General features: G+C 70.8%; 13 protein-coding genes and 1 CRISPR repeat array (1 of these 14 cut by a window edge). Of the genes, 6 read left to right on the top strand and 7 right to left on the bottom strand.

Going from position 1 to position 15168, the window contains the following annotated elements; all coding sequences use genetic code 11:
• Positions 1–393: direct repeats of the CRISPR family, unit length 29 nt; unit sequence GTCGCCCCTGCCCCCGCAGGGATGAACCC (it extends 2075 nt beyond the left edge of the window).
• Between the two features lie 59 nt (positions 394–452).
• Entirely contained in the window at positions 453–1298 is an 846-nt protein-coding gene (cas1e, locus tag ACFQPS_RS16380; RefSeq protein ID WP_377360291.1) for a type I-E CRISPR-associated endonuclease Cas1e, read from the top strand.
• On the top strand, positions 1298–1600 hold the full coding sequence (cas2e, locus tag ACFQPS_RS16375; protein ID WP_377360290.1) for a type I-E CRISPR-associated endoribonuclease Cas2e: 303 nt from the start codon (positions 1298–1300) through the stop codon (positions 1598–1600). The genes cas1e and cas2e overlap by 1 nt, the downstream gene beginning before the upstream one ends.
• A gap of 1377 nt (positions 1601–2977) precedes the next feature.
• On the opposite strand, the gene ACFQPS_RS20430 is transcribed toward cas2e, so the two are convergent.
• The 5 genes from ACFQPS_RS20430 to ACFQPS_RS16355 all read right to left on the bottom strand — a co-directional run bounded on the left by ACFQPS_RS20430 (position 2978) and on the right by ACFQPS_RS16355 (position 10124).
• Positions 2978–4018, bottom strand: a complete 1041-nt coding sequence (locus ACFQPS_RS20430) for a hypothetical protein (protein WP_417715211.1) — start codon at positions 4016–4018, stop codon at positions 2978–2980.
• A gap of 727 nt (positions 4019–4745) precedes the next feature.
• Complete coding sequence (locus tag ACFQPS_RS16370) at positions 4746–7199, bottom strand: TonB-dependent receptor plug domain-containing protein (RefSeq protein WP_377360289.1); 2454 nt, start codon at positions 7197–7199, stop codon at positions 4746–4748.
• A 188-nt stretch (positions 7200–7387) separates the two neighbouring features.
• Positions 7388–8641 carry an MFS transporter gene (locus ACFQPS_RS16365; RefSeq protein WP_377360288.1) on the bottom strand — a complete coding sequence of 418 codons (1254 nt, stop codon included), beginning with the start codon at positions 8639–8641 and terminating at the stop codon, positions 7388–7390.
• A 150-nt stretch (positions 8642–8791) separates the two neighbouring features.
• Positions 8792–9340, bottom strand: a complete 549-nt coding sequence (locus tag ACFQPS_RS16360; protein WP_377360287.1) for a hypothetical protein — start codon at positions 9338–9340, stop codon at positions 8792–8794.
• A gap of 103 nt (positions 9341–9443) precedes the next feature.
• Complete coding sequence (locus ACFQPS_RS16355; RefSeq protein ID WP_377360286.1) at positions 9444–10124, bottom strand: tellurite resistance TerB family protein; 681 nt, start codon at positions 10122–10124, stop codon at positions 9444–9446.
• A gap of 339 nt (positions 10125–10463) precedes the next feature.
• Between ACFQPS_RS16355 and ACFQPS_RS16350 the strand changes: the two genes are divergently transcribed.
• The 3 genes from ACFQPS_RS16350 to ACFQPS_RS16340 all read left to right on the top strand — a co-directional run bounded on the left by ACFQPS_RS16350 (position 10464) and on the right by ACFQPS_RS16340 (position 12772).
• On the top strand, positions 10464–10673 hold the full coding sequence (locus ACFQPS_RS16350; protein WP_012568467.1) for a cold-shock protein: 210 nt from the start codon (positions 10464–10466) through the stop codon (positions 10671–10673).
• 85 nt (positions 10674–10758) lie between these two features.
• The gene (locus tag ACFQPS_RS16345; protein ID WP_377360285.1) at positions 10759–10986 is read left to right on the top strand and encodes a hypothetical protein; all 228 of its coding nucleotides are present in this window, start codon (positions 10759–10761) and stop codon (positions 10984–10986) included.
• A 127-nt stretch (positions 10987–11113) separates the two neighbouring features.
• Positions 11114–12772 (top strand): alpha-glucosidase, encoded by a 1659-nt coding sequence (locus tag ACFQPS_RS16340; RefSeq protein ID WP_377360284.1) that lies wholly within the window; start codon positions 11114–11116, stop codon positions 12770–12772.
• 10 nt (positions 12773–12782) lie between these two features.
• On the opposite strand, the gene murI is transcribed toward ACFQPS_RS16340, so the two are convergent.
• Entirely contained in the window at positions 12783–13625 is an 843-nt protein-coding gene (murI, locus tag ACFQPS_RS16335; RefSeq protein ID WP_377360283.1) for a glutamate racemase, read from the bottom strand.
• A 193-nt stretch (positions 13626–13818) separates the two neighbouring features.
• On the opposite strand from murI, the gene ACFQPS_RS16330 reads away from it, so the two are divergent.
• The gene (locus tag ACFQPS_RS16330; RefSeq protein ID WP_377360282.1) at positions 13819–14274 is read left to right on the top strand and encodes a hypothetical protein; all 456 of its coding nucleotides are present in this window, start codon (positions 13819–13821) and stop codon (positions 14272–14274) included.
• Here the strand turns inward: ACFQPS_RS16330 and ACFQPS_RS16325 are convergent.
• The gene (locus ACFQPS_RS16325) at positions 14244–15167 is read right to left on the bottom strand and encodes an alpha/beta fold hydrolase (protein ID WP_377360281.1); all 924 of its coding nucleotides are present in this window, start codon (positions 15165–15167) and stop codon (positions 14244–14246) included. The genes ACFQPS_RS16330 and ACFQPS_RS16325 overlap by 31 nt on opposite strands.
• Between the last annotated feature and the right edge of the window lies 1 nt (position 15168).

Below are 15168 nucleotides of genomic sequence, written 5' to 3'. Positions count from 1 at the left end.
CGCCCCTGCCCCCGCAGGGATGAACCCCGCGCCTGCCGGGCGGCGACGCTCTCCGTATTGTCGCCCCTGCCCCCGCAGGGATGAACCCTGCTGGACGGACTGGCCGAGGGATTTCTGGAGGTCGCCCCTGCCCCCGCAGGGATGAACCCCCCACCGGCTACAACCTGCGGGCCGGCCAGCGGTCGCCCCTGCCCCCGCAGGGATGAACCCCCCATGCCGTCCAGCCCGGCGGCCACGGCCGCGTCGCCCCTGCCCCCGCAGGGATGAACCCGACCAGGAGGTGGCCGCGGCCCGTGCGCTGACGTCGCCCCTGCCCCCGCAGGGATGAACCCATCATCAGGTCGAAGTCGAAGTAGCCGTCGGCGTCGCCCCTGCCCCCGCAGGGATGAGCCCACCGCACGGGGCGGGTCCGCGGCCCGCTCCCCTTTTTCACGGACAGGAGGTTCCTCGACATGCTCAAAGGCCGGCTGGGCCTGGATGCGGCCCGGATTCCCCAGAAATCCCGCAACGGGTTGATCTATGTGGAGCGCTGCCGGCTGTCCATCGACAACGGCAGTCTGGTCATCGCCTTCGACGACAGGGGGGAGGAGCTGGAACTGCCGTACCAGCGGCTGAACGCCGTGCTGCTGGGCCCCGGCAGTTCCATCACCCATGACGCCGTGCGCCACTGTTCCGGGCATGGCACCTGTCTCGCCTTCGTCGGGTCCGACGGGACGCGGCTGTACACCGCCCCGCCGCTGTTCGACCGGGACAGCACGCTGGCCCGGCAGCAGGCCACCTGGTGGGCGGGGGAGAGCACCCGGATCATGGTGGCCAAGCGCATGTACGCGAAGCGGTTCGGGGAGACGCCGCGCGCCACCTCGCTGGACAGCCTGCGGGGGATGGAGGCGGCGCGGATCAGGCACAGCTATGAGCTGATCGCCGCCCAGGCGGGGATCGTCTGGCGCGGCCGCCGGTTCGACCGCAGCGACCCCGACGGCGACGATCTGCCCAACCAGGCCATCAACCATGTGGTGACCGCGGTGGAGGCCTGTGTCGCCATCGCCGTCCAGGCCACCGGCACCCTGCCGCCCCTGGGCTTCCTGCACGAGGACAGCGCGAAGAGCTGGACCCTGGACATCTGCGACCTGTACCGGACGTCGGTCACGGTGCCCCTCGCCTTCCGCTGTGTGAAGCGGATCGACCAGGGCGCGACGGACAGCCTGGACCGGATCTGCCGCCGCGCCGTCTCCGCCCATGTGCGCGATACGGGGTTCATCGACACCGTCATCGACGACATCAAGGAGGTGCTGGCCTGATGATCGTGATCTGCCTGTCCGACACCGCCGACCGGTTCCACGGGTTCCTGCGCTCCGTGATGCTGAACGTGCATCCCGGCGTCTATGTCAGCATGGACCTGGACAAGGGCTCCCGCGAGCGGATCTGGGACATCCTGACCCGCTGGTGGGAGGCGGAACCGCGCGGCATGGTCCTGATGATCCACCGCGATACCACGAAAACCATGGATCTGGATTTGCGCAGCCTGGGCGCCCCGAAACGAACCATCATCGATTACGACGACCACCACGCCCTGCGCAGAAAAGCCGAAGAAAAGACCTAGACTTTTCCCGGAAAGCATCGTTCTTTCAAACCCCTGCGGCCACCCTTTCCCCTGCATGTGCAGGGATGAACCCCCGTCCGGCACGCTGCGCGTCTGCACCGTCTGCTTTCCCCTGCATGTGCAGGGATGAACCGATCCTGCTGTCGAGGGAGGACATGGTGCTACGCTTTCCCCTGCATGTGCAGGGATGAACCCTGGTGGCCTTCGGGGAGGCGGGCCGGGTCACGCTTTCCCCTGCATGTGCAGGGATGAACCCGCGACGACCGATAGGGCGCCGGTGCCGCCGTCCTTTCCCCTGCATGTGCAGGGATGAACCCCTGGACCTGGAAAGTCCGCTGGGCGACTTCAACTTTCCCCTGCATGTGCAGGGATGAACCCGGCCCCGGTGCGGTCACGGGTCGGCTAAACCCCTTTCCCCTGCATGTGCAGGGATGAACCCAACGCGGCGACCAAGGACGCCGCCAAGTTCGCCTTTCCCCTGCATGTGCAGGGATGAACCCACGGACGTGCGGGACGGCGGCGTCGCCTTCACCTTTCCCCTGCATGTGCAGGGATGAACCCCTCACACCTCCCGATGTTGCGCCGCTTCGCCACTTTCCCCTGCATGTGCAGGGATGAACCGCCGGGCGGCGGCCGGGGTTCCGGACGCCCGGGCTTTCCCCTGCATGTGCAGGGATGAACCCTGGGGCAGCAGATTCAGCACCTCGGCCCGCACCTTTCCCCTGCATGTGCAGGGATGAACCCGCCCGGACCAGCCACCCGAGGCGCTTGAAGCCCTTTCCCCTGCATGTGCAGGGATGAACCCCAGCCGGAACAAGTGTGGATGAAGCGCGCCGTCTTTCCCCTGCATGTGCAGGGATGAACCCTTGTCGCCCGCCGCCTTCGCCGCCGCCCAGGCCGACCTGCACTTTCCCCTGCATGTGCAGGGATGAACCCCCGCGCAGAGCGGCCAGCAGCTTCGCCTGGTCCTTTCCCCTGCATGTGCAGGGATGAACCCAGGTGCCGCTCGACATTCCCGCCCTCCAGCAGCTTTCCCCTGCATGTGCAGGGATGAACCCATACGTAGGCCAGCGAGTTTGAATATGTTCCGCTTTCCCCTGCATGTGCAGGGATGAACCCCCGGCTGCCTTGCGCGCCGAACCGCACATCAACTTTCCCCTGCATGTGCAGGGATGAACCCGAAGTTGACCGACGAGAGCTGGTACTATTGCCCTTTCCCCTGCATGTGCAGGGATGAACCCGCCTCCGAGGCGGTCGCGGCCCATCAGGATCTCTTTCCCCTGCATGTGCAGGGATGAACCCGAGCGCGTCGCCGCTGCCAGGGCGGCGCAGGGCTTTCCCCTGCATGTGCAGGGATGAACCCGACGGCGGCCGGTGCTACACGCTGGAGGGGCGCTTTCCCCTGCATGTGCAGGGATGAACCCAAGCCCGAGTGGGACCATATCGGCATGACGGTCCTTCCCCTGCATGTGCAGGGATGAACCCGTTTCGTGACGGCGGACCAGGTGCAGGATCTCCCTTCCCCTGCATGTGCAGGGATGAACCCTCCGCGAGGCCGTCCTCCCGGTCGCGCGGCGGGACCAGCTGGAGGAAGTCCCGCGGCGCCATGGCCACGATGGTCTCCCGGTTCAGGGGCCGGCCGGCGAGCCCGGTCTCCAGGGACCAGACATCCGGCGCGATCAGCCCCGCCACCGGCGCGAGGGCCGCGCGCAGCCGCGCCACGGCTTCGGCGTCGGCTCCGGCGGGCGGGTCCCCGACCGTGATGGAGAACTGGGGCCGATCGCCGGAGCCGACGCCGCGCCCGACGCCGAGGCCGAGGCCGAGCCGGGCCACCTGGCCGGGGGTAGGCAGGCGCGGATCGTCTGGGCCCACGCCCCGCGTGACTTCGTGGATGTAGGCGTCGCGGATCGCCGGCCGGCCAGCCAGCGCGCCGGTACGGCCGCTGCCCAGATCCTCCAGGAGATCCCGGTGGGGGGTCAGTCGCTCAGGGGATAGGTCCTGCGGGCCGACAGCGTGCCCACGATCTCCAACGGGGGCCCATCCGCCGATGAATTCCCCGGCGAGGTGTGCGTAGCGCTCCTCGCCGAGCCGGCGGGGTGGATAGAGACCCTCGTCCAGTCGATACCGTTCGTCGATCCAGCCGGCGTCCTGGCGGAAGAACCGTCCGTATCGTCCGTCATCGACCCGTCCCTCCCGCAGGTTCAGATGGGCGGCCTCGTGCCCCAGGATATTGTAGGGGTTGGGGGCTGAGGCCGCAATGACAAGGAAAGGGCCGCCGCCCCCGCGCAGCGGAAGGGTGAAGCCCTCGTATTCCTCCGCGTGTGACCCGTCCGCCGCCGGCCGGCCTTCCCCTGCATGTGCAGGGATGAACCCGCCAACGTGACTGGGCTTCAGGCGGCCCTCGACCTTCCCCTGCATGTGCAGGGATGAACCCTGGGGCCGCGCCCGGTCGCTCGTGCGACTCCACCTCCCCCTGCACACGCAGGGATGAGCCGTCTTCCCCTGGAGCGGAGGGGTGGATGAGGGCTTGCTCCCGTCGGAGAGTGCGCCTTACTCTCGACAGGCTGCCGCGTCCGGAAGACGGGTCCGGCGCCGGGTCCGAAAGGGCCGGGCGCATGGGGACGTGACGCACCCCCGCGGCAGCCGCCCCTCCCCCGATGACAGACGTCCCAGGGCAAGAGCCGCGGGCAATCGGGGCCGCCGGGTCGGCTCCAGCCGTGTCACCTTCCCCTACCGCGCTTTCCCCTACGCGCACTTTCCCCTACGCGCGCTGGCATGGTCCCTGCCCGGCAGGACCGTCGGGGAGGAGGATCGGAGCAGGGCGCCGCCGCGGAGGTACGCTACTCTCCTCTTTACCGTGACCCGCCGCTGGCGGGCCCCGGCCCCGGATCGCGGTTGCCGGGCGTCGCGGCGGCTTGCCTGCTCTATGCCCGCCTTCATCCCCGGTCAAGCGGCCCCCGGCCGCTGCGGGGGTCCCTTCTTCTTCGCGCCCGGCATCGTCGCGCCCGGCAGCGGGCGTCGCCCCCGCGGGCGGTGCCCGAGGCCGTGACCTGCGGAGCGGAAGCGCGCAGCCCGACAGGCAAGAGCCGACCGGGTGCGGACCGACGGTGTGGTCCGGGGGGCGCTTCCGCCCCCCGGCCGTGGGTCACCAGGAGTAGGCGACGCGGGCGTAGTAGAAGCCGCCGTTGAAGCCGAACGGCGAGAAGTTGCTGTACTGCGCGAAGCCACTGGTGTTGGCGCCGGGGATCACCGTGTCGGGGTACTGGTCGAACAGGTTGTTCGCCCCCACGGCCAGCGTCAGCCCCTCCACCACCTCGTAGGCGGCCTCGGCATCGACCACCCATTCGGGCCCGAAGGTCTGGTCGAGCGCCGGGTTGGCGTTGCGGGCAGTGAATTCGCCGTAGCGCGTGCCCTTCAGCGTCACGTCCAGCCCCTGCCACGACCAGACGGCGGAGAGGTTCACCTTGTCCTGCGGCTGCGCCTCGGTGAAGCGCCCCTCCTCCACCCGCGCGAAGCGGACCAGGTTCAGCCCCACGGCCTGGAGCGTCTCCGGGTTCGGCTTCACGTCCGTGACCTTGGTGTCGTTGAAGTTGGCCCCGGCGGTGAAGAGGATCTGGCCGGCCTCCGACAGGTCCAGACGGTAGGTGCCGACCACGTCGACGCCCTGGGTGCGGGTGTCGATGGCGTTGGTGAAGAAGCGCCCGCCGGTGACGCCGAAGAAGCCGCGGGCGGCCAGGAAGTTCTGCACGGCCGTGCCGGTCAGGTTCTCCGACAGCACGATGCGGTCGTCGATCTCGATCCGGTAGGCGTCCACGGTCAGGGTGGCGCCCTCGAACGGCCGGCTGGTAAAGCCCAGGCTGTAGTTGACCGACTTCTCCGCCTTCAGATCCTCCGCCCCCAGCGCCTGGGCGATGGGATCGTCCGTGCGGAAGGTGCGGATCTCATAGGGCACGCCGCCGATATAGGTCGTCGAGGTGGAGGTGAAGAAGCTCTGTTGCAGCGACGGCGCGCGGAAGCCGTTGCTGACCGCGCCACGCAGGGCGAAGGCATCGGTGATGTCGTACTTCGCCGCGATCTTGCCCGACTCCGTCCAGCCGAAATCGCTGTAGTGCTCCACCCGCCCGGCGAGGCTGAGCAGCAGGTCGGGCGTCAGGTTCGTCTCCAGGTCGATGTAGGCGCTCTGCGAGGAGCGGCTCTCGTCCACCTCGTCGGCGGGACGGAAGCCGGGGAAGCCCTGCGCCCCCGGCGAGGGCTGCGACCCGATCGGCGAGGCGGCGGCATTGTCCAGCACCTTCACCCCGCCATCGGCCCAGGAGCCGAACTCGCCGCGGCCGATCTGGAAGTTCTCGTGCCGCCACTCCAGCCCGCCAGCGACGCTGACCGGCGCCGGCAGGCCGATGTCGAACTCGCGCGCGGCGTCGGCATTGCTCACCACCTGCTGGTACAGCAGGTCGCCGGCGAAGAACTCGGTCGGGCTGTCCGTGCCGAAGGTGGCGTTGACCGTGTCCTTGATCCGGTAGGGGAAATAGTTGCGCCCGTAGACCGTGCTGATGTCCCAGTTGGTGCGGCCGGCCTCCCCGCGCACGCCGCCGGCGACCGACAGGTCGTCGATCTGCGAGGTGATCAGCGGCAGGAACCCGTCGGGATAGATCGCGCGGACGTTGGAGGCGTCGCGCGGCCGCCGCCAGAACGCCCCCGACTCCCCCTCGCGCCGGCCGTAGTTGCCGAAGGAATAGGCCTCCACACCATCGGCCAGCGGCAGGCCCAGATTGTAGAAGAGGTTGATATCCTCGACCGAGCTGTCGCCGTAGCGGAAATTGTCGGTGCGGTCGATCGTGGCCTCACGCGGGTCCGGCTGGCCGTTCGGCAGGGTGTTGTACTGCTGCCGGGTGTCCGGTCCCTGGCGGTTGGTGCGGCCGCGGTCGCGGTATTCCGCCGTCAGATTGACGAAGCCGCCGGCCCCGCCCAGCGGCAGGCCGACATTGGACTGGGCGTGCCAGAGGGTGCCGTCGCCCTCGTAATGCTGGCCGACGGTGCCGCTGACCAGACCGCCTTCCGCCCCGTCCTTCAGGATGATGTTGACGACGCCGGCAATGGCATCGGAGCCGTACTGGGCGGCGGCACCGTCGCGCAGAATCTCGATCCGCTCGATCGCGGCGGTCGGAATGCTGTTGAGGTCCGCCCCGGTGGAGCCGCGGCCGACGCTGCCGTTCAGGTTCAGCAGCGAGGTCTGGTGCCGGCGCTTGCCGTTCACCAGGACCAGCGTGTGGTCCGGCCCCAGCCCGCGCAGCGTGGCCGGCCGGATATGGTCGGTGCCGTCGGTGACGGTCGGCTGCGGGAAGTTGAAGGAGGGGACGAGGCTGTTCAGGACCTTGTTCAGCTCGCCCAGGCCGGAGCGTTGCAGATCGGCCGTCGGGATCACGTCGATCGGCACCGGCGACTGCGACACCGTGCGGTCCAGCCGGCGCGTGCCGGTGACGATGATCTCTTCCGTCGGTTCAGGGGAGGTCTGCGCCCGGGCGGTTTCCGGCAGCAGGGCGGCGCAGGCCCCCAGGAACAGACCGAGACGGGCAACCGTGGACTTCCGCGTCAACATCATGCCTCCTGTTGTTTTCATTATCGGCGCAGGTGGAACTCCCCTGCGGGGGTCCGTTCGGCCGGACCTCCCTTTCGTGACATCTTCACGACAGGACTGTGCGTTGCACCGCAAAAGGCGGCAACGACATTTTCGAAAAATCCCGGCTTGAGGTAGGGATTGTCACCCGACGGCAACGGTCGCCGCCGGTCTCAGCCCTCGGGTGCGGAGACCTTGGCCGCGGCCTTGACCCGATGGCTCTCCGGCGCGGCCGGGGGCAGCCGCCGCTCCAGCGCCCACATCAGCGGCGGGCCGGCCAGCCCGATGGCGATGGCAAGGCCGGCCACGGTCGGCATGTGCTCCAGCCGGCCGTCGGGCGCGGTGTCCAGGATCGCCGCCCCCAGCACCGCCCCGGCCGCGGCAGAGACCTGGGTGACGGACTGCACCAGGGCCATGAACCCGGCCCGCTCAGCCGCGGCCGGCACCTTGGAGATGGCCGTGTTCTGCGCCACCATGCGGGCGGTGTTGAACAGGATCCAGGCCGGCACCAGGGCCATCACCGGCAGCGCCAGCCAGGACCAGTCCAGGTACAGCAGGTAGATCAGCGTCACCAGCACCAGCGTCGTCACCGTCGTCACCCCGGTGGAGCCGAAGCGGTCCACCGCCTGCCCGGTCCAGCGCATGCCGAAGAAGCTGACCGCCCCGCCCATCATGTAGAGCAGGCCGAGCTGTTCGCGCGGAAAGCCCAGGTTGAACTGGACATAGACGGCAAGGTTCGTCACCACCAGAAAGCCCGGCACGATGGCGACCGCCCCCAGCGCCAGCGCCAGCAGCGCGTTCGGCCGGCCGGCGATGCGCAGGAGCCGCAGCACGGCCGACGTGGCGGCCGCCATGACGCCCGCCCCGACGGGGGCCTCGGCCTCCGCCTCGGCCAGATGCCGGCGCTGCGGCGGCAGCAGGAACAGCGCCGCGGCGACGATCACGAGGCCCAGCGCCGCCACGGTGAAGAAGGTGCTGCGCCAGCCGGCCAGCCGCGCCAGTTCCAGCGACAGCGGCAGCCCGACGACGGAACTGACCGACAGCGCCCCCATCACCGTGCCCATGGCCCGGCCGCGCCGCTCCGGCGGCACGTTGTCGGCGACCACGGCGATGGCCAGCGCCCCGGCCGGGCCGCCGAACAGCCCGGCAACGGCCCGCGCCACCATCAGGCTGACCAGATCCACCGCCAGCCCCGCCGCCACGTTGCACAGCACCAGCCCCGTCATGGCGATGCCCAGCGCCGGGCGGCGGTCGTAGCGGTCGATGAACAGGGCGGAGACGATGCCCGAAAGCGCCGCCGAGAGGGTGTAGCTGGCGGTGATCCAGCCGACATGCGACGGCGGGATGCCGAGCGCCAGGGTGAAGTCCGGCCCCAGCGGCATCACGATCATGAAGGACAGCACGCTGACGAACTGGACCGACCCCATCAGCAGGGTGATGCGCCGTTCGGCGGGGGTGAGCGTCAGGGCGGGCTCCGGCGGCAGCGGGACGGGCGCGACAGGCGGGGCGGAAAATCTACCCGCGGCCCGGGCCTCCCGTAAACCCGCGCCGATGGCGGAGCGGGGCCGCCCGCGCGGTCACGGGAAGGGCAGCAGGACGAAACCGAAGGAGGGGATGACGTGGTGCTGCGTGATGATCTCCGTCTCCTTCCAGGGCACGCCATCCTTCTGGGTCGTTTCCAGAAGCGTGGTGTAGAGCGACTTGTGCCCCTCGTCCGTCATGTATACGGCGAACTGGGCGAACCGGTACTTCTTGGTCAGCCCGTATTCGACGATGGTGTCGTAATCGTCCTTGGCGGTCTTCCCGATGGTCCTGCCATAGCCCATCTGGAAGATCGACTCCGTCTTCAGCTCGATGGCGAAGGGCGGCGGCAGCGGAGTCATGTCACCGTCCGGCAGGCAGGTCACCAGAAGGTCCGCCTTCTGGTTGCCGGTGTAGGGATCGGGGCTCTCGCGCTGGATGTTCGTCGTCTTGCCGAACTGCGTGTTCAGCAGGTTCGCCAGCTCGACCTGGAGCCAGCCCTCCCAGCCGCCCTTCTGGAGATAGGCGTTGGCGATGTCGTCCGCCTTCGCGTTCAGCAGCAGGAACAGGCTCTCGGTGATGTCGTCCAGGGTGATGCGGGGCATCGGCGGCTCCTAGGGGCGTACAGGGCAGGCGTACAGCCCAAGGACGCCCCCCCGGGCGCGCTGTGAAAGCCGCGCCCGGTTCCGCCGGCCCGCTGCTGCCCGCTCAGGCGATCCGCTTCAGCTCCTCCACCCGGCTTTCCGGCAGGCGCAGCCGGTCGGCCAGATAGGCCAGATGGTTGCGCTCGGCCCGGCCGTCGGATTCGACCGCCAGTTCGGAGGCGACATAGACCTGCTCCGCCGTCTCCTGGTCGCGCACCCCGGCCACCACATCCTCCAGCGAGGGCGGGTCGGCCAGTTCCCGCTCCAGCAGAGCGCGTTCCTCCTGGCCAGCGCCGGCGCGCTCCAGGCTGTCCAGGATGCGGCGGCGCTCCTCCGCGTCGATCTCCCCGTCGGCGTTCGCCGCCGCGACCATGGCGCGGATCAGCAGCAGCGCCTTCTCGTCCGCGATCTGCGGTTCCGGCCCGGCCGGGACAGGCCCCCGCGCGAGCAGATCGCCCAGCCGGTCGCCCAGCGACGGGCCGCTGCCGCTGGCACTGCGGCCCTGGAGATGGACGCCGGTCGTCTGCTGGCCGGCGGGGTTCTGCGCCTTGGTCGACTGCCAGGCCTTGTAGGCCAGGTATCCCAGCGAGGCGAGGCCCGCGACCTGCCGGAAGCCGCCCCCGCCGCCGTGCAGCGCCGCCGGCGCGGCGGGCGTGGTGCCCTGGGCGAAGACCGGGCCACGGGCGCTGCGCCCGCCCAGACCCGTCGCCAGCATCGTCCCCAGAAGTCCCGTCAGGTTCGCCATGGCCTGCCTTCCCTGTTGCCGTCATCGCGCCGGCGACCGGCCCGGCGGTCGCCCCGGGGAGAGAACAGCCGGCCCCGGCAGCGGTTGCGTCGAACCGCCACGGGTGGCCGCGGATGGCGGACTTCCTCCCTTTCCCACGACCTACCCCGGGTTCGCGCCACCGACGATGGCGGAAACGCCTTGCAAAGCGGCGACGGAAGGGCCATGTGCCGAGGGTCATTCTGCTACGGACTGCCGGCCTGTTCCGCCCACGGGTGCCCAGACTGCGGCGATTCCTGGATACAGTCTGATGCGTCGCGTCTGTCGCGCGGCGCCCTCCCAATCAAAAAGGAGTGCGCAATGCCTGTCGGAACCGTGAAGTGGTTCAATAGCACCAAGGGTTACGGCTTCATCCAGCCCGAGAACGGCGGTGCGGACGTGTTCGTCCACATCTCCGCTGTCGAGCGCGCCGGTCTGTCCACCCTGTCGGAGGGGCAGCGCGTCTCCTATGAGGAGCAGCGCGATCCCCGGCGGGGCAAGACCTCGGCGGAGAATCTGAAGACCGCCTGACCTTTCCGGTCAGGCTACCGACTTCAGAACGAGAAGGGCACCGGGCAACCGGTGCCCTTTTCCGCATGTGCATCCGGAGAGAAGAATGGCCCGCAGAAAACCGCCGGTGGACACCGGCTCCATGCTCTACGACGTCGTCTACGAGGACGGCTCGCTCAGTTCCAACCGCAAGGTCCCCCGGTCGGAGGTCGATCCGCTGGACGGCGACCGCGCCATCCGCGCCTTCCTGGAGGCGCAGGACCGCAAGATCGCCGAGATGTCGGGCAACCCCCGCGGCCCGATCAAGACCGTCCGCCCGTCGGGCGGCAAGTAGCCTCCGCCCCCTGCCCTGCCGGCCCGCAGCGCCCCAGGACGGCGACCGCCGCCTTTCGGCGCTTGGGGGGGACCGCCATCCGGCGTAGAACCCGCTTCCGGAAGAGGTACGGCGGACGGGGCGGACCATGGCGGGTGGCAGCAGCAACGACAGCAGCGGTGGCGGCAGCAGCGGTGGCGGACGGCACTGGCTGGACGGCGCCGCACTCTATCAAGTCTACCCGCTCTCCTTCCGCGACGGGAACGGGGACGGCCGGGGCGACCTGTCCGGCGTGCTGGACGGCCTGGACCATGTCGCCGCCCTGGGCGTGGACGGCCTCTGGCTGTCGCCCTTCTACGCCTCGCCGCAGGCGGATTTCGGCTACGACGTCTCCGACCATTGCGCCGTCGATCCCCGGTCGGGCGACCTTGCCCTGTTCGACCGGGTGGTGGAGAAGGCGCACCGGCTGGGCCTGAAGGTGCTGCTGGACCTGGTGCTGGGCCACACCAGCGTGCGCCATCCCTGGTTCGAGCAGAGCCGGCGCTCCCGCAACGCCGACACCGCCGACTGGTATGTCTGGGCCGATCCCGCCCCGGACGGCACGGCGCCGAACAACTGGCTTTCCGTCTTCGGCGGCCCGGCATGGACCTGGGAGCCGCGGCGGCGGCAGTTCTATCTGCACCATTTCCTGCCGCAGCAGCCGACCCTGAACTACCGCAGCCCGGCCTGCCTGGACGCCATGATGGAGGTGGCGCGCTTCTGGCTGGCCCGCGGCATCGACGGCTTCCGGGTGGACGCGGTGGACTTCCTGATGCGCGACCCGGCGCTGCGCCCGAACCCGCCCGCCGATCCCGCCCCACGCGCGTTCCCGGCCAAGCTGTTCGGGATGCAGGTGCATGCCCACGACATGATGCATGGCGACATCCGCCCCGTGCTGGAGCGGCTGCGCCGGACGGTGGAGGGGTTTCCCGACCGCGTCCTGCTGGGCGAGCTGAGCAGCCAGCGCGGCGCGGCCGGTCGCATCGCGCTCTACACCCGGCCGGGCGGGCTGCACACGGCCTATACGCTGGACCTGCCGAAGCAGCCCTTCACCCCGGTCGTGTTCCGCCACGCCCTGATGGCGGCGGACGATCACGGCCAGACCTGCTGGAGCTTCTCCAACCACGATGTCGCCCGCGCCGCCAGCCGCTGGCGCCCGGACGGCGCCGACCCGGCCCGGTTCGAGGCGCTGCTGGCGGTGCTGCTGGCCTGCCTGCCGGGGACCGTCTGCGTCTACCAGGGCGACGAGCTGGGCCTGCCGCAGGCCGAACTGGCGTTCGAGGATCTGCGCGATCCCTTCGGCATCACCCACTGGCCGGAGTTCGCCGGACGCGACGGCAGCCGCACGCCCCTGCCCTGGACCGCCGCCGCGCCCAACGGTGGCTTCTGCCCGGACGGGGTGACTCCCTGGCTGCCGCTGCCGGCGGAGCATCTGGAGCGCGCCGTGGCGGTGCAGGAGCGGCGGCCGGGCTCGACCCTGGCGATCTGGCGGGCGGCGCTGGCCCTGCGCCGGGAAAGCCCGGCCCTGCGCACGGGGCGGCCGACCCAGGTGGACGAGGACGGCCCGGTGCTGGCCTTCGCCCGCGAGGGCGGCGGCGAGCATCTGGTCTGCGTCTTCAACTTCGGCACGGCCGAAGCCGCCTACGAACTGTCCGACACGGACCTGGTGCCGCTGCCCGTGCCCCGTCCGCCGGGCGCGCCGGAGCCGCGGCTCCGCGGCGGCACGCTGCACCTGCCGCCGCTGGGCGTCTTCCTGGGCCGCCGCTGAAGGCCCCGCGTCAGGAGCCGAGGCGGGCGAAGGGGGCGGGGCGGCCGAAGAAGCGGGTCGCCAGCCGCGTCACCTTCGCGGCGTCGCCCGTCGTCAGGAAGGTGACGGGGGCGCCCGCGTGGTCGTCGAATTCCGGGTGCCGGGCCAGATAGTGGACCAGGCTGCGGGCGCACAGCGCCGGCTGGTCCAGCACGTCCACCCCGGCCGGCAGGGCGGCGGCGAATTCCCCCGCCACCAGCGGGTAATGGGTGCAGCCCAGCATGACGGCGCTGGGCGTGCCGTGCTCCAGCTTGTCCATCAGCGAGGCGGCGTAGCGGCGGACGGCGCGGCGGATCTCCGCCTCCGGCGCATCCTCCTCGATCAGCCGCGCAAGGTCCGGGCAGGCCTGCTGCACCACCTCCACCTCCGGCGCGCGCTTGCCGATCTCCCGCGGGTAGGCCTGGCTCTGCACCGTGCGGCGGGTGGCGAAGATGGCGACGCTGCGCGGCTCGCCGGCATGGCGGCCGGCGGGGATGTCGGCCATCCAGGGCACGCCGGTGATCGCCTCCACCATCGGCACCAGCACGCCCAGCACGCGGCGGTCGGGATGGTGGTAGGGCAACCAGGTCTGCTGCAACCGCCGCAAGGCCAGGGCCGAGGCCGTGTTGCAGGCCAGCACGACCAGCCGGCAGCCCTGCGCGAACAGCCGCTCCACCGCCGTCACGGTCAGGAGGTAGATCTCCTCCGGCGTGCGGTTGCCGTAAGGCGCGTGGGCATGGTCGCCCAGATAGACGAAGCTGCGCCCCGGCAGCGCGTCAACCAGGGACCGCAGCACCGTCAGTCCCCCATGCCCCGAATCGAAGACGCCGATCATTCCCGGACTCCCGTTCCGGACGCGGTCCGGCCGCGGCCCGGCCCACGGGACCGGCCGCCCGGAACAGCCTTGCGTCCGTCGCGTCCGTTTAGCACGACATTCCGGCAAGGTAAGGGCCTTTGACGTGACCTTGCCTAACGGCGGGGGCTGTGCCTAACTCGGCGCCGTCACCGTCCCCGGGGGGTTCATTACCGTGCGTCCGTCGCTGTCCATCGTCACCGCTGCCGCCGCGCTGCTCGTCGCCGCCACGTCCTTCGATGCCGCCGCCCAGGCCGACACGGGCGGCAATCCCTTGTCGCTGGAGGAGATCGCGCGCCTCGCCGCCGGGCAGCAGGCCCCCGCGGCCGCCGCGCCGACGATCAGCTGCAACCGGCCGAAGGACCCGGCCCGCCCGCCGCTGGGCGCCAAGGCGACCGAGGCGGAGATGCAGGCCGCACAGGCGGCCATCAAGACCTTCGTGACCGAGGCGCAGGGTTTCCAGGCCTGCGTCGCCACCGCCCAGCGGGAGGCCTATCCCCGGCTGACGGTGATGGAATACATGGCGCTGGAGTCGCTGATCGGGCAGATGCAGGCCCGGATCGAGGGCTATGCCGCCGCCTTCAACGAGCAGGTCCGCGTCTACCGCGCCGCCCACCCGGACAAGAAGTAGCCGGACAAAGCGGGGGCGCACGGCCGTCGCGCCCTGTCCCCCACCTCCGCCACAGCGTCGGCCACCACCTGAGGATGCAGGTGGTGCAGCATGTGGCCGTAGCCAGGAAGCCGCCGCAGCCGCGCCGCCGGCAGCCGGCGGACCAGCCAGTGCGCGTGCCGCACGGGGTCGGCGACGGTGTCGGCCCCGCCGGCCAGCACGACCGTCGGCACGCCGAGCCGGCGCAGCCGCAGGGCCGCCGGCAGCATGGACCCGTTGAAGCCGCGCAGCTCCGCCGCCATCGCCTCCATCGCCGCGCCGGAGACGGCATGGCGGACGGGGAAGCCGGCGAAGCCCGGCGGCACCGGGTCCGGCGCGAACAGGGCCGCCAGCCGCGGCCCGGCCAGCCGCCCCGCCAGCCGGGGCAGCAGCCAGCGACGCAGCGGCGGCCCGACGACGGGGGCCACGGCCAGCCGCAGCAGCGGCATGGCGGCGGGGCGCGTCGGCCGGCAGTAGGGATTGACCAGCACCAGCCCGGCGATGCTGTCGGGCCGGTGCAGGGCGAGGCACAGCGCCGTGGCGGCAGCGATGGAATGGGCCACGACCACGGGCCGGGCCGCCCCCAGCCGCCGCAGCAGCCCCGCCAGCCACACCGCCTGACGGTGCGGTGCCATCTCCGCCGCCGGCAGGGGATCGCTGAAGCCGTAGCCGGGCCGGTCCGGGGCCAGGACGCGGTGATGCCGTGCCAGGAGTCCGGACAGCGGCGCTGCCACCTCCTGCGCCAGCCCGCCCAGCCCGTGCAGCAGCAGCACCGGCGGTCCCGCCCCCGCTTCCAGCAGGTGGACGCGCCGCCCGTCGAGATCCAGGACCCGGCCGGTCTCCACCGCGCCGCCGTCCGTCATCGCCACTGCCATC

It is taken from the genome of Rhodocista pekingensis (assembly GCF_042665545.1).
GTDB classification, from domain to species: Bacteria; Pseudomonadota; Alphaproteobacteria; order Azospirillales; family Azospirillaceae; genus Rhodocista; species Rhodocista pekingensis.
The sequence above is the reverse complement of the archived record's forward strand: the minus strand, read 5'-3'. Positions and strand labels throughout refer to the sequence as shown.